Origin of the sequence: Brevibacillus brevis (genome assembly GCF_031583145.1) — a bacterium.
Lineage (GTDB): Bacteria > Bacillota > Bacilli > Brevibacillales > Brevibacillaceae > Brevibacillus > Brevibacillus brevis_E.
Genome location: NZ_CP134050.1, coordinates 1,785,979 through 1,811,473, shown reverse-complemented (window position 1 = coordinate 1,811,473; position 25,495 = coordinate 1,785,979). Strand labels below are relative to the sequence as shown.

The 25,495-nt window shown below is 55.6% G+C and carries 25 protein-coding genes; 16 read left to right on the top strand and 9 right to left on the bottom strand.

From position 1 onward, the window contains the following. Positions 1-27 precede the first annotated feature (27 nt). Positions 28-912: a LysR family transcriptional regulator gene (locus RGB73_RS09090; RefSeq protein ID WP_310771131.1), complete on the top strand. Its 885-nt coding sequence runs from the start codon at positions 28-30 to the stop codon at positions 910-912. Between the two features lie 137 nt (positions 913-1,049). On the opposite strand, the gene RGB73_RS09085 is transcribed toward RGB73_RS09090, so the two are convergent. After that, the gene (locus RGB73_RS09085; RefSeq protein ID WP_310771129.1) at positions 1,050-1,631 is read right to left on the bottom strand and encodes a TetR/AcrR family transcriptional regulator; all 582 of its coding nucleotides are present in this window, start codon (positions 1,629-1,631) and stop codon (positions 1,050-1,052) included. A 201-nt stretch (positions 1,632-1,832) separates the two neighbouring features. Here RGB73_RS09085 and RGB73_RS09080 point away from each other — a divergent pair, with 201 nt between their 5' ends. Beyond that, positions 1,833-3,092 carry an MFS transporter gene (locus RGB73_RS09080; protein ID WP_396136182.1) on the top strand — a complete coding sequence of 420 codons (1,260 nt, stop codon included), beginning with the start codon at positions 1,833-1,835 and terminating at the stop codon, positions 3,090-3,092. A 72-nt stretch (positions 3,093-3,164) separates the two neighbouring features. Here the strand turns inward: RGB73_RS09080 and RGB73_RS09075 are convergent, their stop codons facing one another. Then, on the bottom strand, positions 3,165-3,944 hold the full coding sequence (locus RGB73_RS09075) for an alpha/beta hydrolase (RefSeq protein ID WP_310771126.1): 780 nt from the start codon (positions 3,942-3,944) through the stop codon (positions 3,165-3,167). Positions 3,945-4,120: 176 nt separating this feature from the next. On the opposite strand from RGB73_RS09075, the gene RGB73_RS09070 reads away from it, so the two are divergent. Continuing rightward, positions 4,121-4,813, top strand: a complete 693-nt coding sequence (locus RGB73_RS09070; protein ID WP_310771124.1) for a hypothetical protein — start codon at positions 4,121-4,123, stop codon at positions 4,811-4,813. A gap of 126 nt (positions 4,814-4,939) precedes the next feature. Here RGB73_RS09070 and RGB73_RS09065 read toward each other — a convergent pair whose 3' ends face one another. Next, a complete protein-coding gene (locus RGB73_RS09065; RefSeq protein WP_310771122.1) occupies positions 4,940-5,719 on the bottom strand; it encodes a TrmB family transcriptional regulator in 780 nt (259 codons plus the stop codon). 519 nt (positions 5,720-6,238) lie between these two features. On the opposite strand from RGB73_RS09065, the gene RGB73_RS09060 reads away from it, so the two are divergent. After that, complete coding sequence (locus tag RGB73_RS09060; protein ID WP_310771120.1) at positions 6,239-6,751, top strand: SRPBCC domain-containing protein; 513 nt, start codon at positions 6,239-6,241, stop codon at positions 6,749-6,751. Positions 6,752-7,115: 364 nt separating this feature from the next. Beyond that, the gene (locus RGB73_RS09055) at positions 7,116-8,387 is read left to right on the top strand and encodes an amidohydrolase family protein (protein ID WP_310771118.1); all 1,272 of its coding nucleotides are present in this window, start codon (positions 7,116-7,118) and stop codon (positions 8,385-8,387) included. Positions 8,388-8,582: 195 nt separating this feature from the next. Here the strand turns inward: RGB73_RS09055 and RGB73_RS09050 are convergent, their stop codons facing one another. After that, positions 8,583-8,921: a VOC family protein gene (locus tag RGB73_RS09050; protein WP_310771116.1), complete on the bottom strand. Its 339-nt coding sequence runs from the start codon at positions 8,919-8,921 to the stop codon at positions 8,583-8,585. A 282-nt stretch (positions 8,922-9,203) separates the two neighbouring features. Here RGB73_RS09050 and RGB73_RS09045 point away from each other — a divergent pair, with 282 nt between their 5' ends. Then, positions 9,204-10,499 (top strand): copper amine oxidase N-terminal domain-containing protein, encoded by a 1,296-nt coding sequence (locus RGB73_RS09045; protein ID WP_310771114.1) that lies wholly within the window; start codon positions 9,204-9,206, stop codon positions 10,497-10,499. A gap of 273 nt (positions 10,500-10,772) precedes the next feature. Here RGB73_RS09045 and RGB73_RS09040 read toward each other — a convergent pair whose 3' ends face one another. From RGB73_RS09040 to RGB73_RS09030, 3 genes are read right to left on the bottom strand one after another with little or no spacing between them, the layout of a single operon-like run. Next, entirely contained in the window at positions 10,773-11,996 is a 1,224-nt protein-coding gene (locus tag RGB73_RS09040; protein ID WP_310771112.1) for an amidohydrolase family protein, read from the bottom strand. 48 nt (positions 11,997-12,044) lie between these two features. Further along, positions 12,045-13,265, bottom strand: coding sequence for an amidohydrolase (locus RGB73_RS09035; protein WP_310771110.1), 1,221 nt, complete (start codon positions 13,263-13,265; stop codon positions 12,045-12,047). A gap of 6 nt (positions 13,266-13,271) precedes the next feature. Next, a complete protein-coding gene (locus RGB73_RS09030) occupies positions 13,272-14,516 on the bottom strand; it encodes an amidohydrolase (protein WP_310771108.1) in 1,245 nt (414 codons plus the stop codon). Between the two features lie 184 nt (positions 14,517-14,700). Between RGB73_RS09030 and nikC the strand changes: the two genes are divergently transcribed. The 9 genes from nikC (at position 14,701) to RGB73_RS08985 (ending at position 23,023) form a co-directional block, all read left to right on the top strand. Beyond that, a complete protein-coding gene (gene nikC, locus RGB73_RS09025; protein WP_310771106.1) occupies positions 14,701-15,603 on the top strand; it encodes a nickel transporter permease in 903 nt (300 codons plus the stop codon). Positions 15,604-15,615: 12 nt separating this feature from the next. After that, entirely contained in the window at positions 15,616-16,536 is a 921-nt protein-coding gene (nikB, locus tag RGB73_RS09020) for a nickel ABC transporter permease (protein ID WP_396136181.1), read from the top strand. Positions 16,537-16,548: 12 nt separating this feature from the next. Beyond that, positions 16,549-17,571, top strand: coding sequence for an ABC transporter ATP-binding protein (locus RGB73_RS09015; protein ID WP_310771102.1), 1,023 nt, complete (start codon positions 16,549-16,551; stop codon positions 17,569-17,571). A gap of 4 nt (positions 17,572-17,575) precedes the next feature. Next, positions 17,576-18,565: an ABC transporter ATP-binding protein gene (locus RGB73_RS09010; protein WP_310771100.1), complete on the top strand. Its 990-nt coding sequence runs from the start codon at positions 17,576-17,578 to the stop codon at positions 18,563-18,565. Between the two features lie 99 nt (positions 18,566-18,664). Beyond that, on the top strand, positions 18,665-19,453 hold the full coding sequence (locus RGB73_RS09005; RefSeq protein ID WP_310771098.1) for a sensor histidine kinase: 789 nt from the start codon (positions 18,665-18,667) through the stop codon (positions 19,451-19,453). A 5-nt stretch (positions 19,454-19,458) separates the two neighbouring features. Further along, positions 19,459-20,163 (top strand): response regulator transcription factor, encoded by a 705-nt coding sequence (locus RGB73_RS09000; protein WP_310771096.1) that lies wholly within the window; start codon positions 19,459-19,461, stop codon positions 20,161-20,163. Then, positions 20,160-21,485, top strand: coding sequence for a sodium:solute symporter family transporter (locus tag RGB73_RS08995; RefSeq protein WP_310771094.1), 1,326 nt, complete (start codon positions 20,160-20,162; stop codon positions 21,483-21,485). The genes RGB73_RS09000 and RGB73_RS08995 overlap by 4 nt, the downstream gene beginning before the upstream one ends. Positions 21,486-21,533: 48 nt before the next feature. Beyond that, a complete protein-coding gene (locus RGB73_RS08990; RefSeq protein WP_310771092.1) occupies positions 21,534-22,463 on the top strand; it encodes a DMT family transporter in 930 nt (309 codons plus the stop codon). A 113-nt stretch (positions 22,464-22,576) separates the two neighbouring features. Then, positions 22,577-23,023 carry a hypothetical protein gene (locus RGB73_RS08985; RefSeq protein WP_310771090.1) on the top strand — a complete coding sequence of 149 codons (447 nt, stop codon included), beginning with the start codon at positions 22,577-22,579 and terminating at the stop codon, positions 23,021-23,023. A gap of 54 nt (positions 23,024-23,077) precedes the next feature. On the opposite strand, the gene RGB73_RS08980 is transcribed toward RGB73_RS08985, so the two are convergent. Both RGB73_RS08980 and RGB73_RS08975 read right to left on the bottom strand, forming a co-directional pair. Continuing rightward, complete coding sequence (locus RGB73_RS08980; RefSeq protein WP_310771089.1) at positions 23,078-23,734, bottom strand: sensor histidine kinase; 657 nt, start codon at positions 23,732-23,734, stop codon at positions 23,078-23,080. Positions 23,735-23,911: 177 nt separating this feature from the next. Continuing rightward, on the bottom strand, positions 23,912-24,403 hold the full coding sequence (locus RGB73_RS08975; protein WP_310771087.1) for a YdhK family protein: 492 nt from the start codon (positions 24,401-24,403) through the stop codon (positions 23,912-23,914). Between the two features lie 157 nt (positions 24,404-24,560). Between RGB73_RS08975 and RGB73_RS08970 the strand changes: the two genes are divergently transcribed. Then, the gene (locus tag RGB73_RS08970; protein ID WP_310771085.1) at positions 24,561-25,448 is read left to right on the top strand and encodes an AraC family transcriptional regulator; all 888 of its coding nucleotides are present in this window, start codon (positions 24,561-24,563) and stop codon (positions 25,446-25,448) included. The last annotated feature ends 47 nt before the right edge of the window (positions 25,449-25,495 follow it).

Below are 25,495 nucleotides of genomic sequence, written 5' to 3'. Positions count from 1 at the left end.
TCAAGTATATGAATTGGAGTGAGGCCATTGGAATTGTTGCAGCTGCAATACTTTTGCAAGGTGGCCAGGCTGGAGCACATGACAAAGGCAGCCCAGGAGCTCCGCATTGCTCAGCCTGCCTTGAGCAAGACGATTTCCCGCCTGGAGGAAGATTTGGGCGTCCCGCTTTTCGACCGGAGGGGACGGCAAATTCAATTAAATGCCTTCGGAAAAGCATTCCTCGGCAAAGTCGAGGCAGCACTCGCCTTGTTGGATGACGGACAGCGGGAGATTGCCGATCTGGCTGGAAGGGAACAGGGAAAGGTACTCGTCTCTACCACGACGCATAAATGCTTTTCCGAGATGATCGGCTCCTTTCTCGCCTTGCACCCGGACGTCCAGCTGCGCATCACGCAAGCCCCGGCCGCGGAAAAAGAGCAGCAGCTCATCAAGGGCGAGATTGACTTTTGCTTCACGTTCCCGCCACTTGTGCGAGAGGGAATTGACGGCGTGAGCATCCTGACCGAAGAGATCCTGCTGGCCGTACCACCCGGCCATCGCTGGGCCAATCGAACCACAATCGATCTGGCGGAAGCGGCGCATGAGCCGTTCATCTCCATCAAGGAAGACAACCCTTTCCGCTGGATGACGGACGGTTTTTGCCAGCAGGCAGGATTTGCTCCCCACATCATTTGCGAGGTCGACGAGCACTCTGCCGTCGCTCATTTCCTGCAGACCGGGATCGGGGTCGCCTTTTGGCCCCAGACGCTTGGGGAAAAAGCCGGATCTGCCCATTTGATCCGGATCCAGAAGCCTTACTGCCTGCGGACGTACCAGCTCGCCTGGCGGAAAGATCGTTATCTCTCCCAGTCGGCTCGGACGTTTCGTGATTACGTCGTTCGTTATTTTGTCGATCTGCAATCCCGGACGTGATCTTATCCTTACTGCCTTTCTTCGGGAGATCGCCTTCCTCGGCCCTTCACAAATAAAGTCGGTCTGCATGCGGGCAGGCCGACTTTTTGGTTCGAATCAACCAGTGGATGATGGCGTTCGCTCTCCTTCCAATGCTTTTAGCCGAGCAAAGACAGCATCACCGTTACGGAATTGTCAACGAAAGCTCGTTCGGGCCTGGACTTGAGCAGCACCGTAAGTCCAATCAGCGATATGACCAAGGTCTGCGCCAACGCTTTTGCGTCCGCAGCGGCGTCAAGCTCACCCGACTGTTTGCCTCGTTCGATGGTTTCCTGGAAGAGCACAGAGAGGTACATTTGATGCTCCCGCGTCAGAATCGCAAAGATCTCTTCGTGCGGGGCAAGCTCGACCATCGTATTGATGCAGAAGCACCCCCGGTTTTTCCCTCCTTCGTACGCCTCCTCCACCACCCCATCGAAGTAGGAGCGAAACGACTCCTTGACAGAGGAACTGCTTTGGAGCCTGGCCCTTACGTAGGCGGCGTGGGAGCGAGCGTATTTGCGCAGCGCTGACTCAAACAGTTCCTTTTTATCTCCGTAGGCCGCGTACAGGCTCGGCCGGGAAATGCCCATTTTTGCGGTCAAATCGCTTAAAGAGGTTGCCTCGTATCCTTTTTCCCAAAAGAGCTGCATGGCTGCGTCCAAAGCCTTTTCCTCATCAAACTCGCGAAGTCGAACCATACTCTTGCACCCCTTTTTATATCGTTCGGTATATTATGATTCTACGATCGTGGAAGCTTGTTGTCAAACCCCTGCTCGATGTCAAGAATCCAGGCGATCCCCCTATTGACAAACAAGGTTAACAGACGGTACATTATCGTCAAAGCAAAATGTACTGATTGGTATATTATACTGATGAGTACATAATAATTTCAAGAAGGAGTGGATTGTATGGAAAAGCTCGCCAAAAGAGAGGCCGTCGCCACGGACCATCCCACAGCGGATGGCACAGTCGCCTCAGCCCTGCCCCGCCAGGTTACTCTGTTGTTTTCCGTAGCCTGCGGGCTGGCGGTGTCCAATGTTTACTACGCACAGCCCCTGCTGGACTCCCTGGCCAGCGAGTTCGGCATTTCCCATTCGTGGATTGGCATCGTCATTACCGTCACGCAGGTTTGTTATGCACTGGGACTATTTCTCCTTGTTCCGCTCGGCGATGCCTGGAACCAGCGCCTGCTTATCGCAGGGATGATGTTTCTTTCAGCAGCCGCCCTTTTGGTAGTTGGCCTGGCCCCCGCGATCCCCGTATTATTCACGGGCTTGGCTGTCGTCGGGATGCTGGCAGTCGTGACGCAGGTGCTCGTGTCGTACGCTTCCACTCTGGCTGCCCCTCTTGAGCGAGGACGCATCGTCGGGGCAGTGACGAGTGGAGTCGTGATCGGGATTCTCCTCGCGAGGACTTTCGCAGGGATCCTGACCGACCTTCTGGGCTGGCGCTTTGTCTATCTCGTCTCGGCAGTGCTCATGCTGGTCACGGCAGTCGCCCTGCTTTGCGTCCTGCCGTCATCCAAAGAAAAAAGAACGGGGCTTCCCTACCTGCTTTTGCTGCGATCGATCATCGAGCTGTTCGTTCAGGAAAGAATCCTGCGCATCCGCGCCGTATTCGCGTTTTTGATTTTCACGGCATTCAGCACGCTCTGGACTTCGCTCGTCTTGCCTCTCAGTTCGGCCCCCTTGTCACTGTCGCATACCGCCATCGGCGCATTCGGCCTCGCTGGCGCAGTGGGCGCGGTCGCTGCCGCAGGAGCGGGGCGGCTCGCCGATCGCGGGCTGGGGCAACGAACAACCGGGATCGCCCTGTTGTTCTTGCTTGTTTCCTGGCTGCCCATCACCTTCACGGAATCGTCGCTGGCCGCCTTGGCGGTCGGCATCGTCATCCTGGATATGGCCGTGCAGGCAGTCCACGTCACCAACCAAAGCTTGATCTTCGCCGTCCGCCCGGAAGCGCGGAGCCGGCTCACTGCCGGGTACATGATTTTTTATTCCATCGGCAGCTCTACAGGTGCCATCGCTTCGACCAATCTTTACGCATACGCGGGCTGGGATGCGGTTTGCCTGTTTGGCGCTACGGTCAGCGCAGCCGCCCTCCTTCTTTGGGTGTGGACCCGCCGCAATCCCTCTCCGGAGGCTACACCGGGAAAATAGGCAGCACCAAAAGGCCACGGAACCCCCTCCATGGCCTTTTCGCGGAAAAGAGCGGGCTTTGTCCCTCCGAGGCTAGTATGCCTGAGCGGAAAGCCACTCCACGATCTTCTGTTGCAATAGATCCATCTGGCGGGAAAAGCTATGGTCCGCCCCCTCCATCAGCAGAAGCTCGACGGGACCGCCGTACGCTTCGGCAAACCGGGTGGAGCCTGCTGCGGGCACTGACGTATCCTCCGTACCGTGGACCAGCAAAACCGGGTCGCGATAGGACTGGCACGCGGCCAGAGGCGAGTGCCCATGCTCGAGGATGTCGTGGACAAGATCGGGCCGCAGCGAAAATCCCTTTCCGTAAAAATGGGAAATCGTCTGTCCGGCTGCGGCTGCTTCCCACAGCTCTGGTCCCAGGATCGTGTCATGGAAATTTTGCTTGGGATCCACCACCGGTGCGATCGCGATTCTGCCGGCCACCGGCTGTTTTGTACCGTCATGGAGAAGGACGATGCACCCGCCGAGACTCTGGCCGACAAGAAATACCGGGGAGTCCCGAAACAGAGGTTCTTGCCTCGTCCATTCGACGACGTTACGCAGATCGTCTGTCCAGCCGGAAATCGTCGTGTCTTGCTCAAATATTCCCGCACTTTCCCCCGATCCGGAAAAATCAAACCGGATGGCAGCGTAACCGGCCGCCTCCACCGCATTGGCCAGCCGCAGGACAAACTGGTTGCCACCCACTTTTTCTCCCGTAAAACCGTGGCAGAAAATGACGACAGGCGGATTTGCCACACCATCCGGCAAGTGAATCATAGCAGAGAGACGTTTTCCATTTCGTTCGATCCATTTGTGGTCTTTCACGGCATTATCCCCTCCCAAGGACTACCATTATACGGTTTCAGACGAACTTTTTTCAAGATTGCGTCTCATCAGATTTCCATTTAATTATAAAATTTGGTAAATATATGAAACTATTCCAACAGTCATTCGTCTTATTTATTGATTGTAAAACTACCAAATAGGAGTGAATGTGAAGCATGAAAGCCAAAAGTTTTGCTGCCTCTGCACTAGCCGCCGTTTTTCTACTCTCCGCCACACCCGTATGGGCAGCATCTGGGAATGCTGCCAGTACCTCCGTCTACGCAAAGGCTGAAGTCAGCAAAGCATCGAAGAAGAAAGCTAAGAAAAACGTGCTCTCTGCCGAGGCTGCGGAAGAAATGGTAAAAAACAAGCTGGAAGAACTCACGGAAATTGTGCCCCAGCTGACAGATTACAGGATCGACAGCATTAGAGAATCAGTAGAGAAAGACGTAAATGGCAACAAAATTACTGTACTCGTCGCGCTGCTGTTCGACCAAGACTACCTCATCGCCCATTTGAAGCTCAATGCAGAGACAGGGGAAGTCATTATTTTCGACCATAATTCGGAGAGTCCCAACACCGACAAACCGCTCCAGGGACGTGAAGCAGTTGAAAGAGCGGAGCATTACCTGGACTTCTTCCTAAAGGATCGTGCAAGCCAGTTTGAATACAGCAAGCAATATACGTATGTCCTCACAGGTTACCCGGAGGAGGAATTGCCAGGGAAGCCATTCACGCTGGTGACCTTCACCCCGAAGGAGAAATCAGAAAACCAGCCAATCAAGAGCGCAAATGTTTTGCTGGATGCCAATGGCGAACTGCACCGCTATCTGGTGGACATCTTCCCGGATTTTGACGAAGAAGACTAATCGCTGACCCACAGAGAAACAAGCTCAGTCCGCTGCTACTTCAGCGGGCTGAGCTTGTTTCTATTACGGTTCATAGATGCATGCAAAAATACCACTGTAGTAACTCCCAAAATAAAGGAATACTGTTTACAAGTATTCCTTGTACGGATGAAGAATGCTCTCATAATCTTTCCCGTACTTTTTATCCAGCTCTTGGCCGAAATCCCGCTCCATTTGCTCCATGACGAGGTCATGGTAGAACGCATTTTGCAAGAGCTCGATGAGAGAGGGATGATCTGTTTCCAGCACAGTCGGTTTGAGGCCTCTTCCAAAGCTGCCGAGCAGTGCAGACTGGGCATCACACAAAATCGAAAATTTCCGCGCGCGAACGGTACTCCATTCTGCGCTTCTTTTGTGGATCAACACATGTTTCAAGCTTGTCGTACATTCCCCGATAGAGATTAGCGTAACGGCAACCCCGCGCTTTTCCGCTTCCAAAAGAGGCTCTTCCACCCAATGCACGTCTTCTGACCAAATATCTGCTACGATGCTTTTGTCCGCATTGGCAACCAATCGCCGAATGGCCGTTTCGATCGCTTTGTCGCCTTGCCAGCTGTAAAAAGAGGGCGGCGTCTTTGGAGCAGCACTCAATTGCTCCTGCAGAACACGCGTTGTTTGCTCGAAATCGGATTTCAACAAACGGATCAGCTGTTCAATCGGGACGGCATCATAGAGGATTGGCTCGCTCTCGATTACCCGGCATATGCCTTTTTCCGTCAACGAGCGCAGGGCCGCATACACATTCGTGCGGGAAACCGATACTTTTTTGGCAACCTCATAGCCGGATATCTTCGGGTCCTCGTGGAGCACCAGATAGCATCTTGCCTCCAGATCAGACAAGCCGATTTTTCGAAGTTCATCAATCAAGCTATTCCCTTCTTTCTTACACAGGCTATCAGTAGTACTATAAAACACTACTCCCTTTTCGTTCAGAGGTCAACTCCCCGTGCCAACAGCTACAGATCATGGTTCAGCCCTACCCTGCGATGCCGCCCCGCTTTTCGCATCTGCCGTTTACCATCGGAGCAAACGGACTGCCAACTGTCAGATGAAAATAAAGTAGTAGACTAGGAAAATAAAGTTGTAGATTGAGAAAAAAGTAGTATTCGGCATGGCCTGGACTGTGCCCATTAGCAATCCATGAGAAACCGGGCCTGCTTTTGGATGTTAAATTGTAGACATAAGGAGGCTGCACGGACCTCCATTCAAGATCGCCTTCGCACGCAAGCTCGATCGGAAACCCATGTACGTCTTTTCGCGGACGCTGGATCATGTGTCGTGGCAGAACTCTTCTTATTTGAATGGTCCTGTTTCCGAGAAAGTGCCACAGCTTACGGCAGAAGGGCACGGAGGTATTGCGCTACATGAAAAACAAGGAGGATTTTCATGGATAACAATCTGAATCAATCGTTCGAAATTGCAATTACGCGTGTATTCGATGCCCCTCGCGAACTCGTATTTAAAGCATGGACAGAGCTCGGGCATTTCGCGAAATGGTGGGGGCCAAAGGGGGTCACCCTCGAAATCGTTAAAATGGACGCTCGATCAGGTGGCGAGTTTTTAGGTATCCAGACGTCTCCTGACGGAAATCAGGTGATGTGGGGAAAATTTGCATACCAAGAGGTTGTCGAACCTGAGAAAGTGGCTTATATCCGATCCTTTTCTGATGAGCAAGGCAATACGATCCGAGCGCCTTTTAGCGTGAGCTGGCCTCTTGAAATTATGAATATCATAACGCTAGAAGATGACGAAGGTAAAACTGTTTTAAAATTGAAAGGTTGCCCTGTGAACGCTTCAGCTGAGGAACAAGATACCTACAAAGGTATGGCTCCAAAGCTTCAACAAGATCTTGAGGCTACTTTCGATAAACTTGCCGATTATCTTGTCTCCCTGAAATAGAATGCGATAAAAAAGTCAATCGGCCAAAAAACGTAACCACTTTGAACTTTACGGTTCAGCTGGGAATGTTTGTTCAATAAAACAGCAGCAGTCTAGGACTTTATTTTCTCGTCCATGGCTGCTGCTGTTTCGTTTATCGCGTCAGTCTACTACTTTGTTTTCTCATAACACCATCGTGTTGGCAAGCGAATGGCATATCCCAAGAAGGAGACGCCTTTCCCCCGAACACGTAAAGATGATGCAAAAACAAGTAAAGAACGTGCAACTTTATGTTCGAAATATTCTCTACAATTTTAAAAGCAGCATGGCTTCTGACCCATTTCACTCGTTTTCCTGATTTTCAACGCGAAGGGATTGATGTTTAATGACGAATGCTTTTTGGCTCACCAATGTACGCCTGGACGCCGGATTCGAGACGGGACCGGATGGAGTCGATCATACGGTCACGGAGCTGGCCCATCTGCTCATTGAAGATGGCCGTATCGTCCGTATCGAGTCGGCAGCCAATCCGCCGTCTACTCCCCTCCCCATCCAGAATGCAAACGGCCTGCTTGCGCTGCCATCGTTTGCAGAAATGCACAACCACCTGGACAAGACGTACGCTGGGGCAGCGTGGAAATCATGTCTGCCGCCGAAAAAGCTGATCGATCGGCTGCAATTCGAGGAGAGAGAAATGCCCTTGTTGACGGGCACGACAAAACAGCGGGCACAGGCCATGCTCTCCTGGCTGCTCGCAGGCGGTGCCACCCATGTGCGGACACACGTGAACATCGACCCGTTCGTTGGCCTGAAAAACCTCGAAGGCGTACGCGAAGCCCTCGAGTCTTACAGTGACAAGCTTACCTACGAGATCGTGGCCTTTCCCCAGCAAGGACTGCTTCGGACGAAAGCGAGCCAGCTGATGAGACAGGCCATGCGCGAAGGCGCGACCCTCGTGGGCGGTCTGGACCCTGCTGGAATCGACAATGAACTGGAAGGGTCCCTGCGCGAAATGATGGACATCGCGATCGAAGCCGATGCGGACGTCGACATCCATCTGCACGACCCGGGAACGCTCGGCTTTTATACGATCAAGCGGATCCTCGACCTGACCGAGGAAGCGGGCTGGAAAAACCGGATGGCGATCAGCCATGCCTTCGCTTTGGGAGACGTGGCCCCCGAAGAGAGCGCGGAGATGGCGGAGCGTCTCGCGCGAAACGGCGTGCAAATCATGACCACGGTCCCCATCAATCGACCGATGCCTCCCGTGCCGATCCTGCATGAAAAAGGAGTCAGGGTCGCTTTGGGCTACGACGGGTTCTACGACTCCTGGTCGCCATACGGCACTGGCGACATGCTGGAAAAGCTGAACCGTCTGGTCGAGCGGTATCGCTGGGTGGATGAGCGCTCTCTCGTGCAGTCCCTGTTTTTCATCACGGGTGGAAAAACGACGCTGGACAAGGAAGGCAACCGCGCATGGCCGAAGGTAGGCGATGAGGCGAGCATCGTCTTTGCAGAGGCCAGCTGCTCGGCTGAAGCGGTAGCCAGACGATCCCGCCGTCCCGCGGTCATGTTTAAAGGGAAGATTGTGCTCGGGGGGTTGGAGGACATCACTCACCGCTCTTTTGGCGGCGGGAAGGAAATCGCAGCAACGTAAATGCATGTGCAAAAAGACAGACTGCTTCCTGGAACACCTGGCTACGCCATGCCTTTTACAGCTAAAGGGTACAGGTCTCGCCGGGTATCCAAAAGGCAGCGGCAGTTCCGGGGGCGAAAAATCCACCCCGGGACTGCCGCTGCTTCTTTAGTCTGTCCCTTTGCATTTCCATTGCTCAGGTCCTTTCTGCCCGATTCAGCAAAGGACCTCAACCGTAAATCCGCCAGGGGCTTTCACGTAGAAAGTCCATCCATGTGCTCTTTGCGGCTCCCCCACATCGAAACCATCTTCCTTCATTCGTCGATTGATCGCGTTTACTTGCTCTTCACTTTCCTGAATAAAACCAATGTGAAAAGTCTTGGGATATTCTGCTTCCGTCCCTTTCATCAAGGTCAGCACGAGTCCATCTTTGTCGGAGAGCACAGCGAATGAATTTCCCCGCGTATGCCTGGTTTGCAGCTCAAAATACTTTTCCAAAAACTCGCGTGCCGCGTTCACGTCAGTTACCGTGAGATTGAGATGATTCAGTTTCATGAACACACTTCCTCTCCCTCATCACTGATTCAGTCCTTCAAGCCTTTACATCGATATGATGTCAAGTTCATACATATGATAATCTTTACGTTCGGAACAGAGTCCTGCAAATCGGCACCCGATCCGGATTCAACTTATCCCCTTGTGTGCAAAAACGGCTGAAACTGCAACCATTTGATCAGGGAATTCAGAAGCCAGGTATTGTAAAATAGAATAGCCATTCGGTGCATCTGGCGCCGGGAAGGCATTTACGCATAACGGAAGATACGAGGTCATACCCACATGAAAAGAAATCGGCTGGCAGCCTTACCCCTGCTCCTGTTGCTTGGCACCGCAGCCTCCTCGCCGGCACTTGCCGCATCACCGATCGACGTAGCCGTGAACGGGCAATACGTGTCCTTCCCCGATGAACCGCCCTATCTCGATCCCCAGACAGACCGGACGATGGTCCCCGTACGCTTCGTAGCGGAAGAGCTGGGTCTCGGTGTTCAGTGGTACGGGCAGTCAAATGAAGTGACACTTGCGAAAAAGGGGCAAAGCATCCGTTTCCAGATCGGGCAAAACCGTGCACAGTTGAACGGCGAGATGGTCGCCTTCGATACTCCCGCGGTGATCAGGAACAACCGCACGATGGTGCCACTCCGCTTTATCGGAGAAGCCTTTCACGCCCAAATCGATTGGGTCGCCGAGCGCAATCTGGCTGTGGTGACGACTCCCGGGAATACGAAAATCGTCCCCGCCTCTCCGCCTCCAAACGCTGCCGTCAGCACGCCAAAGCTGCAGCAAGCTACCTGGATCTGGGACGCCGCCATTATCCAGACGTCCCCGGACAGCGTTTTCACATTTGCCAGCGATCACCGTCTGACTGCGATCTACCTTCAGATTGACAAGGACGTACCCGTACCGGTTTATCGCGACTTCGTGAGGAAGGCGAGGGAGAAACAGATCAGGGTGGAAGCGCTTGGCGGACGCCCCGAGTGGGCCCTTCCGCACTACCAGGACCAAATCGAATCGTTCATCGCCTGGGTGCAAAGCTACAACGCGGCAGTCGGGCCGGAAGAGAGGTTTACGGGGCTGCATTTCGACATAGAGCCCTATATTTTGGCCGAATGGAAGACAGACAACAAGCGGGTGATTGAAACCTGGATGAACAGCATGCGCTTCATCGAGGAGAAAGCAAAAGGGAGCGGCTTGACCCTTGCGTTCGACGTTCCTTTTTGGCTGCACATGGTCAAGGTCCCGGGCTCTGATTACAGCATGAGCGCATGGCTGCTGGAAAAGGCGGATTCGGTGGTCATCATGGATTATCGGAATGTCGCCCTCGGAAATGACGGCATCGTGGCCAACGCCAATGCGATCTTGCGGGAAGCCGCCACACTGAAGAAGAACGTGATCGTAGCCGTGGAGACGGCCCCCAGCTCGGAAGGCCCAATGACGTCGTTTCACTCCTTGAGTGCAGGGGCGATGGAAGCGGAATTGCAAAAAGCGAAGGAAAAGCTTTCCCATTTTTCGAGCTACGCGGGCTTTGCCGTCCATGATTACAAAAGCTGGAGTAAATTGGCTGCAAGGTCGAACTGATCCTGCCTGGCGCAGCCGGTACAGCAAATGAAAAAGCAGTGTCAGCTGCGGGCGCAAACGCTGGTCCCTTGGCTGGCACTGCTATTTTATGCTCTTTTTCGGTCATTCCGCTTCCTGCCGGCTCATGCGGCTGAAGTACGGGCCACACCATCCCGTTTCATGCGTGATGACGTACTCAAGGCGTCCCCCACATGCCTGTCTCCGAAGGAAAGGAGTGCCCTCTAAGCAGTTTGAGCTACTTTCGGAGTCACTCCTTTTCCTTACCCGATCATGCTAGTGCAGCGAACCGTGTACGACATTCCCTTTGAACATGACCGCCTGGCGCTTGCTGCGGCGCGCTACGGCCTCCCCTGCCGAAGCGGCGTGCAGGAAGACGATGTCAGCCTCGTCTCCGACGTTGGGCCACTGGCGGCTGCCCTCTTTGTCCAGCGGCGTCTTGCCTCCGGTGATGAAGCCAAGCGCCTGGGAAAGGGAACGCTCATCCTGCATCCGGAAGCGCTCCGCGAGCCTTCCCGCTTTTTCCAGACTGTCTCCCTGCCCGAACGGCGACCAGTGGTCCGTAATGCTGTCGTCCCCGAGCGAGACCGCCACGCCTTTTTCGCGCAGCAGGGGGATCGGAATCGTCGGCTTGACGACTGGTACCGTGCTCGTGATGGAAATGCCCTGCTCCGCGAGCATCTCGGCGACTTCCCCCGCTTCAGCCAAACTGATGTCCGCCAGCGAGTTGGCATGGCTGATGGTGACTCGTCCCTTCCAGCCTGCCTCTTCCGTCATCCTCGCAAGCCGTTTGAAGGTAAAAATGCCCAGGTAGTCGGGATCGTGCAGGTGCAGGTCGATCGGCGCGTCCGCCTCCACTGCCAGCTCAAACACGGTAGCCAGCGACTTTTCGATGTTTTGGTCCACTGTGGCCGGGTCGACGCCGCCCACGTAGGTCGCGCCCATTTTCAGCGCCTGGCGGATATTTTCCACCTGGTTGCTGCGCAGGAGCCCCTGCTGCGGAAATGCGACGATCTCGCAGCTCATCTTTCCGCGGAATGTCTCGATGGCCATAAGTGTCGCCTCCAGGTTTTTCAATCCGATGTACGGATCGATGTTGCAATGTGTCCGGACGTGCGTCGTCCCGGCCGAGAGCAAAAGCGCCAGCATTTTTTCCGCCCGCTCCTGCGCTGTCGGCAGCAGCTGGGTCATCAGCTGGGCTTCCTCCGCCAACCGGTCGAGAATCGTCTTGATCGGCGTGACGGCTTTCCACGGCCCTCCGTAGTACGTCTTGTCGATGTGAATGTGCATATCCCGGAAAGAAGGCAGAGCGAGAAGTCCGGCTGCATCTTGCTTCGGAAGATCCGTCCGGGGCGGCTCTGTCCCGTATTCGATTTGCGCGATCCGGCCGTCCGCGATCAAAAGATGGGCGATTTCCGTCTGGGTCGCGACGATTTTATCCTGTTCCTTGCGGTATCCGCTCTCCAAGCGAACGTTGGTGATCCAATAGCTCGTAACCATCTATCCTGACACCCTTTCGTAGTTAATAAACGTCCCTGCCATGCGTGATTACCACTCCCCCGACACGCGAGTCCCCTGGTACAGCACCACTCGCCGCGTGGCCCTCCTCGCGACCGCCTCCGCCGAGCAAGACGCCTCGACCGCCATCAGGCTGGCCTCGTCTCCGGGAAGAGGCCATTGCCGGCTGCCTTCCTCGTCGAGCGGGATCCGGCCTTCTGTGACATATCCTAGAGCGGCAGCCAGCGACCGTTCGTCCGTGAGGCGAAAGCGCTCCGCGAGCCGTCCTGCCTTTTCCAGCAAATCACCGGTCCCAAACGGCGTCCAGTTGTCGGTGAGGCTGTCGTTGCCCAGCATGACGGCTACCCCTGTCGAATGAAGCAAGGGGATCGGTATAGTCGGCCGGTTGATCGGAACCGTGGATGCGATCGAGATCCCCAGTGCGGCCAGCTGCAGGGCGATCTCTCGCGTTTCCTCCGGCGAGACGTCTCCTAGCCCCAGCGCGTGGCTGACGGTGACGCGACCTTGCCAGCCTGCTTCTTCCGTCAAGGCAGCCAGCCGCTTGATGGTGAACAGCCCGAGATGGCCCGGGTCGTGCAAATGCAGGTCAATGTCCGCATCGGCCTCGACAGCCAGCTCGAATATCGTCTGCAGTGACTTCTCGATGTGTCCGTCCACACCCCCCGGATCGACGCCCCCTACATGTGTAGCCCCATGCCGAAGCGCTTCGCGTACGCTACTCGCCGCTTCGGTACGAAGCATGCCGTAGTGGGGAAATGCGACGATCTCGTGGGACAGCCGCCCCGCGAAAGTGTCAAATGCCGCGAGCAGCCTTTCCAGAAAGCTGAGCCCTACTTGTGGATCGACGTGGCAATGGGTACGGACGTGAGTGACTCCGGTATCGATCAGCAGCGACATAATGCTCTCTGCTCCCTGCTGCGAATTTCGCAAATGGGCTGGCAGCAGCCCCCTGTCCTCCTCGTGCCGCTCGAACAGGTTTTTGACCGGCGTCGTCGCCTTCCACGGCCCGCCGAAGTAGGTCTTGTCCAGATGAATGTGCTTTTCCGCCATGGACGGCAGGATGAGCAGCCCGCGGGCATCCACTCTCGGCAAGCCGTCCTCCAGAATCTCGCGGGAAGGCACGATCCGGCCGATCTTTCCGTTTTCGATCAGCAAATCACACAGCTCGGTCCGAGTAGCGCGTATCGCCCCCTGCTCCCATTCGTAACCGCACTCAAGGCGAGCATTGATGATCCAGTACGGGGATGGCATGCGTACTTACGCCTCCCTGGCCGGCACTTCATCCAGCTGCCCCGCTGCGAGCTGGCCGCGGGAGATTACCGCTTGGCGGTCCACCCGTCGTGCCACCGCCTCCGCCGAGCAGCTCGCCTCTACGAGGACGAGGCTGGCGTCTTCTCCGGCTGCCGGCCACAACTGTTTGCCCCCTGCGTCCAGCGTCGTCTTTCCACCAGTGATAAAGCGCAGCGACTGGGAAAGCGACAGCTCATCCAGCCAGCGAGAACGCTCAGCCAATCGCCACAGACGCTCCAGGACGTCGCCGTTACCGTACGGCTGCCAGGTGTCGAAGATGTTGTCGCAGCCGACCGCCACATCCACGCCGTTTTGGTGCAGCAAAGATACCGGTGGAATGACGCGGCTGTACGGCACGCTCGTGATGATGGTGATCCCCGCCTCGCGCAAAATCGTCGCCATCTCTTCTGCCTCTGCAGACGGAATGTCGCCGAGGGCGAAGGCATGGCTGATGGCCACCCGCCCTTGCCAGCCTGCGTCGACGGTCATCGCCGCCAGCCGCTTCATGGTGAACGTCCCCAAATGCCCGGGATCGTGCAGGTGCAGGTCGACTCCCGCCCCGGCCTCTACAGCCAGCTCCATCATTTGGTGCAGCGATTCCTCGATATCCTCGTCCACGGTGGCCGGGTCGACGCCGCCGACATGGGTCGCTCCCTGTTGCAGCGCCTCTCGAAGCAATCCCTTTGCGCCGGTGCGTAGCAGTCCGTGCTGCGGGAATGCGACGATCTCGTGGGAAACCAGATGCTGATAGGTCGCGAGCGCCTTTTTGACTTCCTCCAGGTTAAAGATGCCTGCCTCCGGGTAAATGTCCACATGCGTCCGTACATGGGTAGAACCGTACGAAAGCAGGACGCCGAGCAGATTTTCCGCCCTCTCCTGCGTGGTGGTCGCAAGTCCCGGCAGCACGCGCTTTTCGATCTCGCAACGCTCAATGATGCTGGATACCGGAATGACCGCCCGCCACTCTTCTCCCAGGAGTGTCTTGTCCAGATGCACGTGTTTTTCCACGAAGGACGGCAAGGCCAGAAGACCGCCTGCGTCGCGCTGCGGAATACCGTCCTGCGGCATTTCTTGTGCCGGTGCGATCCGCGCAAATTTTCCGTCTTTTATCAAGATGTGAAACAAAGCGGTTTCCGTCCCGCTGACGACGCCGTTCTCGCGGCGATAGCCCGTCTCCAGACGAACATTGGTCAACCAAAAGGTAACAGCCATCCACCATCCATCCTCTCTTTTTCGGCTCTCTCCATGCCTTTCCCCATCATTATCCTGCATGCTTCCTGACGAGATTTGCACAATTTTTACGTCTATTTTCACTATCTTTACGAGTTGTTCAAATTGCCTTTACTTCATACATTTTTCTGATAACTTGGACTCAAGCAAAAGGAGGGTTGCACCTATGAAGGTTGAGTACGCATCGCCAGCCAATCAAGCGACTGGTCCCCAAACTGCGCCGGCACGTGCAGGCAGGTGGCGGACCTTTTACCGCAAGCTGAGCAAAAACAAACTGGCCATGGTCGGCGGCTTCATCGTCTTGTTTTACATCGCGATCGCCTTGCTGGCCCCGCTGATCGCCCCTCATGATCCGTACGCCATCGATCTGGCAGGCAAGCTGAAACCGCCGTCATCCGAACACTGGATGGGCACCGACGACAAGGGCCGCGACGTTTTGAGCCGCTTGCTGTACGGTACCCGACTGTCGATGTCTGTCGGCTTTGTCGCCGTCTTTATCGGAGCGTTTTTCGGCATCATTCTCGGACTCTTGTCCGGCTATTACGGAAAATGGGTGGATACCGTCATCTCCCGTGTCATTGATGTTCTCCTGGCGTTTCCCGGTATCCTGCTTTCTCTGGCGATCGTCAGTGCGCTCGGTCCCAGCCTGTTCAACGTCATGATCGCGGTGGGGGTGTTTTCCATCCCCGTGTTCGCCCGGATCGTCCGCGGCTCGACCTTGACCGTAAAAAAGCTGGAGTATATCGACGCGATCCGTTCGCTCGGCGCCAATGATTTCACGATTCTTTTCAAACATATTTTTCCAAACATTCTGTCACCGATCATCGTGCAGGCAACCATGCGCCTGGCCACGGCGATTTTGTCGGCGGCGGGCCTGTCCTTCCTCGGACTTGGCGCCCAGCCTCCCCTGCCGGAGTGGGGCGCGATGCTGAGCAACGGGCGCGACTTCCTGTTTACGGCGCCGTACCTCGCCATGTTCCCTGGCCTTGCCATCTCGACGCTCGTATTGGGCTTCAACATCTTCGGAGACGGCCTGCGGGACGCTCTCGATCCGCGAATGAAACAATAGGAGGGAATGCTCATGTTCGTCTACATTATCCGTCGCTTGCTGCAGATGATTCCCGTCCTGCTCGGTGTCATTCTGGTCGTCTTCCTGATCATGCAGATGGTCCCGGGAGATCCGGCCGTCCTGCTGGCCGGCGAAGGCGCTTCGGCAGAAACCATCGCGAATATCCGCACGCAGCTCGGCCTGGATCAGCCGGTCCTGATCCAGTACTTCCATTACGTCACAGACGTGTTCTCCGGTGATTTGGGCACGTCGCTGCGCTCGAACCTGCCCGTGTTCGACGAAATCATGGCTCGTCTCCCTGCTACCATCGAGCTGGCCATCGCCAGCATTTTCGTCACGATCGTGCTCGGCATGATCGCGGGGATCATTTCCGCGACGAAGCAATATTCCGCGGCAGACATCACGATCATGATCGTCGCCCTGCTCGGGGTGTCTTTGCCCAGCTTTTGGCTCGGTCTGAGCCTCATTTACTACTTTTCGGTGAAGCTCCACCTCTTTCCCGTCGCCGGCTGGGGGACGTGGAAGCACATCGTGCTGCCTGCCGTCACGCTCGGCACTGGCGGGGCTGCGATTGTCGCCCGGATGACGCGCTCCAGCATGCTCGACGTCGTGCGGCAAGACTACATCCGCACCGCCAAAGCGAAAGGTCTGCGCGAGCAGGTCATCATCTACAAGCACGCGCTGAAAAACGCCCTGATTCCGATCATTACGGTCGTCGGGCTGCAATTTGGCTACCTCTTGGGCGGGACCGTCCTCGTCGAATCCGTCTTCGCGATCAACGGCCTGGGGCGTCTCATCGTCGACGCCATCCGCATGCGCGACTTGCCCGTCGTTCAGGGCGGCGTTCTCATAGCCTCGATCATTTTCGTCTTCGTCAACCTGCTCGTCGATGTGCTGTATCGCTACTTCAACAAACGAATTGACTTGAACTAAGGAGGGAGCATCATGCCGGGACAACAAGAAAAAATCCTGGACGTTCGCAATCTGCAAACGCACTTTTTCACCGACGACGGCGTAAGCAAGGCTGTGGACGGCGTCGACTTCTCCCTGAACAAAGGAGAGACGCTGGGCCTCGTCGGCGAATCGGGCTGTGGGAAGAGCATTACATCCCTCTCCATCCTGCGGCTGATCGCCAGTCCGCCGGGAAAAATCGTCGGAGGAGAAATTCTCTTCAAGGGCCAGGACCTGTTGAAAAAGTCGGAAGCCCAGATGCGGGCCATTCGCGGCAACGATATCTCGATGATTTTCCAGGAGCCGATGACCTCGCTCAACCCGGTGTACACGGTCGGCGAACAAATCGCGGAAGTGCTGCGACTGCATCAAAACATGGGCCGCAAGGAAGCCTGGGACAAAGCGGTGGAAATGTTGAAGCTCGTCGGCATCCCATCCCCGGAAAAACGCGCGACCCAGGAGCCGCATGAACTGTCCGGCGGCATGCGCCAGCGCGTCATGATCGCCATGGCCCTCGCTTGCCGCCCGGAGATTCTCATCGCGGACGAACCGACGACCGCCCTCGACGTGACGATCCAGGCACAGATTCTCGAGTTGATGAAAAAGCTGCAGACGGAGCTGGGCATGAGCATTATCATGATCACGCACGATCTGGGGGTCGTCGCCGAGACGTGCGACCGGGTAGCCGTCATGTACGCCGGGAAAGTCGTCGAGTACACCACGGCGAAGCAGCTTTTCGAAAAGCCTCGCCATCCGTATACGGTCGGGCTGATGAATTCCCTCCCCCGCATGGATCAAGACGTGGAGGAATTGCAAGCGATCGCCGGCAATGTTCCCAGCCCCTTCAACATGCCTGCCGGATGCCGCTTCGCACCGCGCTGTCCGCACGCGACGGAGCTGTGCCACTCCCGGCTGCCAGAGCTGCTGGAGCAGGAAGACGGCAGCCAGGTACGCTGCTGGATCTACACCTCCGAGTGGGACGGTACAGCAAAAACGGCAACGGAAACGGGGGTATGACCAGATGAGTGGACTCATTCGACAAGCAAAAAAACCGCTGCTCCAGGTAAGCAACCTGAAACAGCACTTTCCGATCAAAGGCGGCATTTTGGGCCGGACCGTCAATCACGTAAAAGCGGTAGACGACATCAGCTTCACCATTTACGAGGGGGAGACGCTCAGCATCGTGGGAGAGTCCGGGTGCGGCAAATCCACTACCGGACGCGCCATCCTGCGGCTGGACGAACCGACCGCCGGCTCCGTGCTGTTCGAAGGCAAAGATCTGCTCGCGCTGAGCAAATCGCAAATGCGCGGGATGCGCAAGGATTTGCAGGTCATTTTTCAGGATCCTTTCGCCTCGCTCAATCCCCGGCAATCGGTAGCACAGATTCTCGGAGAGGCCTTGGCGATCCAGAATGTGGTACCGGCCAGCCGGCGCCGCGAACGCATCATCGAGCTGCTCGGCTACGTCGGACTGCGGCCGGATCAGATCGACCGCTTCCCTCATGAATTCAGCGGCGGCCAGCGCCAGCGGATCGGGATCGCCCGCGCCCTCGCGATGCAGCCCAAGCTGATCATCTGTGACGAAGCCGTCTCGGCGCTGGACGTCTCTATCCAGGCGCAGGTGCTCAATCTGCTCAAGAGTTTGCAGCGCCAGTTCAAGCTGACGTATTTGTTCATCTCCCACGATCTAGGGGTCGTCCGCCACATCTCCGACCGGATCATGGTGATGTACCTGGGAAAAATCGTGGAAATCGCCGACAAGAAGTCGCTGTTCGACAGCCCGCAGCATCCGTACACCCAGGCGCTGCTCTCCGCGATTCCCGTGCCGGACGTAAACCGCAAGCAGGAGAGGATCATCCTGCGCGGCGATGTGCCGTCGCCAATCAATCCACCCCAGGGATGCCGGTTCCACACCCGCTGCCCGTATGCGGTGGAGCGCTGCAAGACGGAAGCACCTGCCTTGACCAGCCTGCACGAGAGCCACCAGGTGGCCTGCCACCTCGTTCAGTAAGCAAACATTAAAATTTGATAAAAATAAAAAGCAACACCTTCCTCATGCTATGATGGATAGTAGCAAAGAAATGAGAAAACATCGTACAGAAGGGATCTCATGATAAGCTTTGAAGGGTTTACGTTGCTCATCCTGCTTTTCATTTTGGCTCCTATCATAGGAGCTATTGCTTTATTGTTCCTGTTTATTTTCGAGAAGCGGATCGACCTCTTGGAAAACAAAAACGTGAAGATCGAGCTGGAAAAGGAGCTGCAGCAAGCCTTGTACAACCAGCTGAATCAGCAAATCCAGCCCCACTTCCTGTTCAATACGCTGAACGTGATTCTCAGTCTGGCCAGGCTCAATCGGACTCGCGAGCTGATCCGCGCGCTTGAAGTGTTGTCGCAGTTTCTCAAATTCAAGTACAAATCGACGGAGCCGCTTATCTCGCTGCGCCGGGAGATCCACTACACCGAGCAATACCTGGAGATCCAGAAGCTGCGTTTCGGGAGCAGGCTCACCGTCCACCTGGACTGCGCCGAAGAACTGCTCGCCGCCTGCATTCCGCCATTCGTCCTGCAGACGCTGGTGGAAAACGCGTTCAAGCACGGTCTGGAGCGAAAGATGGGAGAAGCCATTCTGCAAATCGGTCTGAGCCAGCAAGACGATGTCGTGCGGCTGGATGTCATTGACAACGGCTCGTCCGTCCTGGAAGAAGATTCGCCTGAACGGGATTTCGTCATCCATCCCCAGGAGGAGAGCGGCCACGGGCTGGACAACATCCGCCGGCGGCTCCATCTCTGTTTTGGGGACCATGCCCGGCTCAAGCTGACTCCCGCTGAAGGCAGCGGGACGCATGTCATCGTGGAGTGGCCGCGTGTCATTTGTGACTCCTATGAAATGAGGTGAGAGTGATGAACGTACTGTTAGTAGACGACGAGCCATTGGAGCTGGAGCAGCTGGAGTACTTCATCCGGCCGATGTTTCCCTTGTGGAATCTCTACAAGGCGGCGGATGGCAGCCAAGCCATGGCGATCAGCCAGAAGGTGCCTCTCCATCTCGCCTTTCTGGACATCAACCTCCCCGGCAAGTCCGGATTGGCGCTGGGTGAAGAGCTGCGTGCCCAGCACCGCGATATCGAGCTGATCATCGTCACGGCCTACCAGGACTTCCATTACGCCAAGCAGTCGATCCGGCTCGGCGTGGTCGACTACATGACCAAGCCCGTCATCGAAAGCGAGCTGGTCGAGCTGCTTTCCAAGTACCAAAAGAACACGGCTCTCTCCGCCTACACCCGGATCATCTCGGATGCCATGAACATCATCCATCAGCGGTTCGCGGAGAAGCTCAACCTCGCTGATCTGGCTTCGGAGGTCCACATCAACCCGACGTATCTCAGCCGCCGGTTTCATGAAGAGGTCGGCGTCTCTTTCTCCGAATATTTGATGCAGTATCGAATCCAGATGTCGAAGAAGTTTCTGCTGGGACATACCGACTGGAGCATCTCCACGGTTGCCGAGCGGGCGGGCTTCAACAGCCAGCACTATTTCAGCACGATCTTTCGGAAGGTGGTCGGAAAAACACCGAAAGAGTACCGGGACAAGGGGAATGTCACTTGACTTATCAATCGTTTCGCGAATACGTCCTGGGGGCGTTCAAGATCGGGATCGGCCTCGGTGTCGTGTCCATCCTCGCCCGCTGGGTCACGGGAAACACCATCTTCGGCTCCCCGGAAGCATTGGTCAAGTACGGAATGTTCGGCGGTATCGGGTATTCCCTGATGGGGGCTTTCGCCTTGATCGCCTTTGGCTGGCTCGGGCGGAAAGTGCGGAGCGAGTTTTCCGGCGGCATGACCATCGGCGACTACATGCGGGGCAAGCTGCACCCGTTCGGCTTTTGGCTGATGATCGCCATCCTGTTCATCACGAGCATCGAAGGCATGTTTGTGCAAGGAATGGCGGGCGGCGTGCTGCTCAATATCCTGTTCGGTCTGCCGATCCCCTTGGGACAGCTGCTCTTCTTCGTGTTCTGCGTGCTGTTCGCCGGCATCGGAGGGATCCGCTCCATCCATCGCTTCGCCATCGTCCAGATCGTCATCACCTTTGCGACGACCATCCTCATCCCGGTTTACTTTTTTATCGGAAAAGGGGTCGAGCACGTCTTTAACGGTATTCGCCTGTACCATCCGTATCTGCTGGTCCTCAACAACAAGGAGGGGCTGCTCTTTATCGTCACCGGCATGCTGATCGGCTTTGGACAAGTATTCGTCGACCAGGCTACCTGGCAGAGGCTCTACATGATGGAGGACAAGAAGGTCGTACCTACGTTTCTCTTGTCCGGCCTGATTTTTGCCACGATTCCCCTCGCCTTTTCTTCGCTCGTCTTTATCGTCATTTTTTCCGGAGGTTTTGACGACATTTACTCGCTGTTGTTCGATTTGGTCAGGAAGATCGATACGCTGTTTTTGCTGGTGCTGTTTGTCCTCTGCTCCTTTGGGGCGATCACTTCGGCGTTCGGAGCGAATCTCCACTCCATGGTCAGCCTCATGGTCGGCAACGTCTATCAGCTGTTTCGGCCGGCAGCGAGCGAACGGCAAAAAATTCGGCTGAGCTATACGCTCGCCATCGCGATCGGCGCTGTTTCCATCGGCCTGACGACGTATTTTTCCCCGACTTTGCTCGACTTGCTCTTGTTTTTCGGCATCATTTACGCTTCCCTGTTCTTGCCCGTGATCGTCATCGTCCTGACCAAAGGCAAGGCAAGCAACTTCATCATCATCAGCGCAGCGGTCGGCATCCTCAGCGGATACGTCAGCCGGGCGTATGTAGACTATTTGAAAGCCGTCTGGATCGCCTCGGCCAGCAGCGCTCTTGTCCTGTTCGCCTATCTCTGCATCTTTGGCGTATGGAGGCGCTACCGACGCACGACGTCCGGCTCGTAGCAAAGCCGGCCGGGCCGCTGCCTCATGAATCGGAAGGAATGGATTCCAATGCTTCGCTCCTATCTTTTGCTGGTGTTTTGCGTCACGGCCTGGGGCAGCAACTTCGTCTTCGGCAAGCTGCTCGTGGCGGAGTTTTCCCCTCTGCTGCTGTCGGCCTTGCGCCTCTTGTTCATCAGCCTGTTTGTAACGGCTTGGGCATTCGGCCGTAATGCCGTTCGGTCGCACGGCCTTGAAGTCGTGCGGTCCCGCCCGCGCCTGACCGTACCCGCTCTCTCCCGAAAGGAATGGCTACGCCTGGGAGCGCTCGGAATCGTCGGCGTCTTCCTGAATCAGTGGTCGTTCTACAAAGGCCTGGTTACGGCGGATCCGACTACTTCCGCGCTCGTGCTGGCCTTGACCCCCATCACTACGGCTCTCCTGGCTGCGCTCTTTTTGAAAGAAAGGCTGACCGGTCGAATGGCCATCGGCTCTCTCATCGGGACTGCCGGTGTGCTCTTTGTCATTTACAACGGCGCTACGCTGCATTTTGACATCGGCATCATCTGGATCTTCGTCACGATGCTTTCTTTCGCCGTGTCGATCATCCTCGTCCGCCAGCTCGGCCATCGCCTGTCTCCTCTCGTCACGACACTGGGCTCCAACCTGATCGGATTCGGCGCCATGCTGCCTTTTGTGCTGGTCAGCGCACCGCTGGCGACGGTCAGCCACCGCCCCTCTTCCTGGCTCCTGCTCTTCGTTACCGCAGTCGTGATGCACGGGATCGTCACGCTGATCTGGAACAGTCAGGTGCAGAAAGTGGGGGCGGCAAAGGCCGCGATGTTTTCCAATCTGGAGCCGTTCATTGCCATGGTCTTCGGCTTTGTTTTGCTAGCGAAGCCAATCACTGCTGTGCAGCTCTTCGGCGCGCTCCTGATCATTGCAGGCGTCACGCTGACGACGACTTCGGGTTCGTCGCCTCGCACCAGCCACAATTTATAATTATTCACATGGGATTAATCGGATATGCAGGTTGAGATCCCCCCTCTCCTGCTTTATACTAGGGAAGGAATGAGATTTTCCTGCAAGAACACAAGGCGAGGAGGGAGCTTTCTGTGTCTGCCGTCAAGCTGTCCCAATGGGAAATGATGCTGCTCGAAGCGGCGCGCGCCCACGGGTTTGTCGATGAGGAAATTATCCACAAGCTGCGTACCGAGAACCGGGCGGCTTTTGCCGATATTGAAGGTGGGCGATTCGATTTCAGCGATCTGTTCATGCTCTCGAAGCAGGATCCGCTCACGATCGAGACCGCTATCCGCGAAGGATACCAGATCAAGTTTGCCACCGTAAACGGGGTCAAATTTTTGCTGAACAAACGCTACGGACTCGTGGCAGACCAGGACTATGAGGTGCTGGACACGGGGCTGGACCGCGTACGTCTGGCCGATGAAGCGCTTGCCTGGGTGCGTGCGGCCCTGTCTCCCAACTGGCAGATGATCGAGCTGGAGAAGCTCCCTGCCCAGAAGGAAACCGTCGTGCGGATCGAGCTGGACAGATCCTGATCAAAAGCACATTCCTTTTCGACTTCGTCAAAGGAATGTGCTTTTTCGTTTGCCTCATAGTCGGACTTCGATCGTGGTTCCAAGGCCAATCTCACTGGAAATGACAATCTCTCCCCCATGGGCTTTTATGATGTCACGAGCGATGGCCATACCGAGTCCCGATCCTTTATGGGCTGCACCGGTATTCGTTCCCCGATAATATCGGTCAAAAATCCGATCCAGCTCTTCCTTCCGAATCCCTTTTCCATTGTCTTGAATGAAAAGATGGGTGCGTTCTTTCTTTTCGATGCTCACAGTTATTTGTACGTGAGAGTGGTTATGGACAATCGCGTTTTCGATCAAATTATGGAGCGCTCTTCGAAAGAGAAGCTCATCTATTTCCAGATAAATGCTTTCTTCGTTGGCTTCAAACTGAATCTCTCGACTCTCATGCGTTGGATCGTTCAAGATTTGGATGACAATATCCCGCAACAAGACAACGACATTCCTCGTTTTCTTCTGCAGCGTAAACTCTTTATTTTTCAACCGCGTTGCGAAATGGAGGTCTTCGATCACCTCTTTGATATAGAGCGACTTCGTTTCGATTATCCCTGCATATTCCCTGATTTCCTCCATCGCAAAGTCATAATCCGGATTCTTGATCATCTCGGCATAGCCTTGAATCGCCCGAAGACTGTAAGCCGGACGCGCATACCCGTTTCCTTGAGGCAACGTTAGAAAAGCCTTGCTTCACCATGCCTTTAGGCGTAGCCGCCGTTGCCCTTAAACTGGATAGGAATTTTATAAATTCCATTCGGTACAAAACAAGAGCGACAGCCTGGACACAAAATGGTCCAAGACGCCGCTCTTTCTCCTGAGCTTTTGTTCGCCATTCGCTCCCGCCCTGCCTTACTTGGCAGGAGAAAGCTCGTTTTCCGTCAGCCATTTGTAGTTCTTGACTTCGCTGCCGCCCGTCGTCGGAGTATAATCGACCATGTAAACAGTCGTCGTTTCCGCAGAATCGATTTTAGCGCTGGCCCCCATCATCCCTTCCACGTGATCCGCTTTCAGCACAATTTCCGTACCCGGTTTATACGGGTGCTTGACGTGGCTCTTGATTTCTTCATGGATGATCCATTTATAGCTTTTCACGGGCGCTCCGCCTGTCGTCGGTGTATACGTGACAGCATAGGCTGTCGTATCGTAGGCTCCGACGATTTTACCTTTGGCCCCTTGCATCCCCGGTTGGTAGTTCGCTTTGATCGTGACATCGCTTCCGACCGGATAGGTAGCGTTTGGCAGGGCATTCACGTCTTCCGGGATTGCCGATTTTCCTTGGCCGCAGGCGGCGAGAGCGATCATGGCGACGAACATCATAGACATGAGCAACAGTTTTCTCATGAAGCACACCTCCGTAAAGCTTGATTGTCCGCTCGTTCAACAGTATGCTTACGCAATCCATGCCCGAAACAAAATGCGGACGACAATCTTGTGCACGCAAAGTCGGATGCACACAATCGTCGCCTGTTATTCTACCAGTGTAAGGGAGGTCATGCGCATGGAATTGCTGGAAAGAATGAATGGCGCACTCGCCTATATCGAGGAAAACCTGACCGAGGACATCGACTATAAAGAAATAGCCCGGTTGGCCGCCTGCTCGGAATACCATTTCACCCGAATGTTCTCGTTTTTGGCGGGCATCACCTTGTCGGAGTACATCCGCCGCAGAAGGCTCACGCTTGCAGCTTTTGAACTGGCAAGCACGGACTGCCGGATACTCGATTTGGCCGTCAAGTACGGGTACAGCTCCGCCGACTCGTTTTCCCGCGCGTTTTGCGCATTGCACGGAGTCACGCCGTCCGAAGCGAGGAACCAAGGCCATTCCTTGAAGGCTTATCCGCGAATGTCCTTCCGCTTGACCATACAGGGAGGCGAGGAAATGAATTATCGAATCGTAGAAAACCCGGCATTTCGCATTGTCGGGATCATGAAGCGGGTGCCCATCCAGTTCCACGGAGCGAATCCCGAAATTGCCGCGATGGCGAAGATGCTGGACGAAAAAACGATCCAAGAGCTGAAAAGCATGTCGAATGTAGAGCCGATGGGCATCCTCAGCGCATCCGTCCATTTTTCGGAAGGACGCATGGAGGAAAAGGGGGAGCTGGACCATTACATCGGGGTAGCGACGACGGCTCCCTGCCCGGATCACCTGGCATCCCTCGAAGTGCCTGCTTCCACATGGGCGGTCTTTGAATCGGTAGGTCCATTTCCTGAGACGCTCCAGCAGACGTGGGGGAGGATTTTCTCGGAATGGCTTCCCTCATCCGGCTACGAGCTGGCTGAAGGCCCGGAAATCCTGTGGAACGAGCACAAGGATGTGTCTTCACCCACATATCGCAGCGAAATCTGGATTCCAGTCGCGAGGGACAAGGCCGCGGAAGCATAAGAGACCCCCAATCAAAGCCTTCCCAACGAGGAGGCTGTCTGAAAGAT

Excerpts from the sequence above, each read along its gene's own strand:
- nikB (WP_396136181.1), top strand. The coding sequence starts at position 15,616 with ATGTTCGTCTACATTATCCGTCGCTTGCTGCAGATGATTCCCGTCCTG.
- nikC (WP_310771106.1), top strand. The coding sequence starts at position 14,701 with ATGAAGGTTGAGTACGCATCGCCAGCCAATCAAGCGACTGGTCCCCAA.
- RGB73_RS09000 (WP_310771096.1), top strand. The coding sequence starts at position 19,459 with ATGAACGTACTGTTAGTAGACGACGAGCCATTGGAGCTGGAGCAGCTG.
- RGB73_RS08970 (WP_310771085.1), top strand. The coding sequence starts at position 24,561 with ATGGAATTGCTGGAAAGAATGAATGGCGCACTCGCCTATATCGAGGAA.
- RGB73_RS08975 (WP_310771087.1), bottom strand. The coding sequence starts at position 24,403 with ATGAGAAAACTGTTGCTCATGTCTATGATGTTCGTCGCCATGATCGCT.
- RGB73_RS09040 (WP_310771112.1), bottom strand. The coding sequence starts at position 11,996 with ATGGTTACGAGCTATTGGATCACCAACGTTCGCTTGGAGAGCGGATAC.
- RGB73_RS09085 (WP_310771129.1), bottom strand. The coding sequence starts at position 1,631 with ATGGTTCGACTTCGCGAGTTTGATGAGGAAAAGGCTTTGGACGCAGCC.
- RGB73_RS09055 (WP_310771118.1), top strand. The coding sequence starts at position 7,116 with ATGACGAATGCTTTTTGGCTCACCAATGTACGCCTGGACGCCGGATTC.
- RGB73_RS09035 (WP_310771110.1), bottom strand. The coding sequence starts at position 13,265 with ATGCCATCCCCGTACTGGATCATCAATGCTCGCCTTGAGTGCGGTTAC.
- RGB73_RS09030 (WP_310771108.1), bottom strand. The coding sequence starts at position 14,516 with ATGGCTGTTACCTTTTGGTTGACCAATGTTCGTCTGGAGACGGGCTAT.
- RGB73_RS09015 (WP_310771102.1), top strand. The coding sequence starts at position 16,549 with ATGCCGGGACAACAAGAAAAAATCCTGGACGTTCGCAATCTGCAAACG.
- RGB73_RS09045 (WP_310771114.1), top strand. The coding sequence starts at position 9,204 with ATGAAAAGAAATCGGCTGGCAGCCTTACCCCTGCTCCTGTTGCTTGGC.
- RGB73_RS09060 (WP_310771120.1), top strand. The coding sequence starts at position 6,239 with ATGGATAACAATCTGAATCAATCGTTCGAAATTGCAATTACGCGTGTA.
- RGB73_RS08990 (WP_310771092.1), top strand. The coding sequence starts at position 21,534 with ATGCTTCGCTCCTATCTTTTGCTGGTGTTTTGCGTCACGGCCTGGGGC.
- RGB73_RS09050 (WP_310771116.1), bottom strand. The coding sequence starts at position 8,921 with ATGAAACTGAATCATCTCAATCTCACGGTAACTGACGTGAACGCGGCA.
- RGB73_RS09070 (WP_310771124.1), top strand. The coding sequence starts at position 4,121 with ATGAAAGCCAAAAGTTTTGCTGCCTCTGCACTAGCCGCCGTTTTTCTA.
- RGB73_RS09010 (WP_310771100.1), top strand. The coding sequence starts at position 17,576 with ATGAGTGGACTCATTCGACAAGCAAAAAAACCGCTGCTCCAGGTAAGC.
- RGB73_RS09005 (WP_310771098.1), top strand. The coding sequence starts at position 18,665 with ATGATAAGCTTTGAAGGGTTTACGTTGCTCATCCTGCTTTTCATTTTG.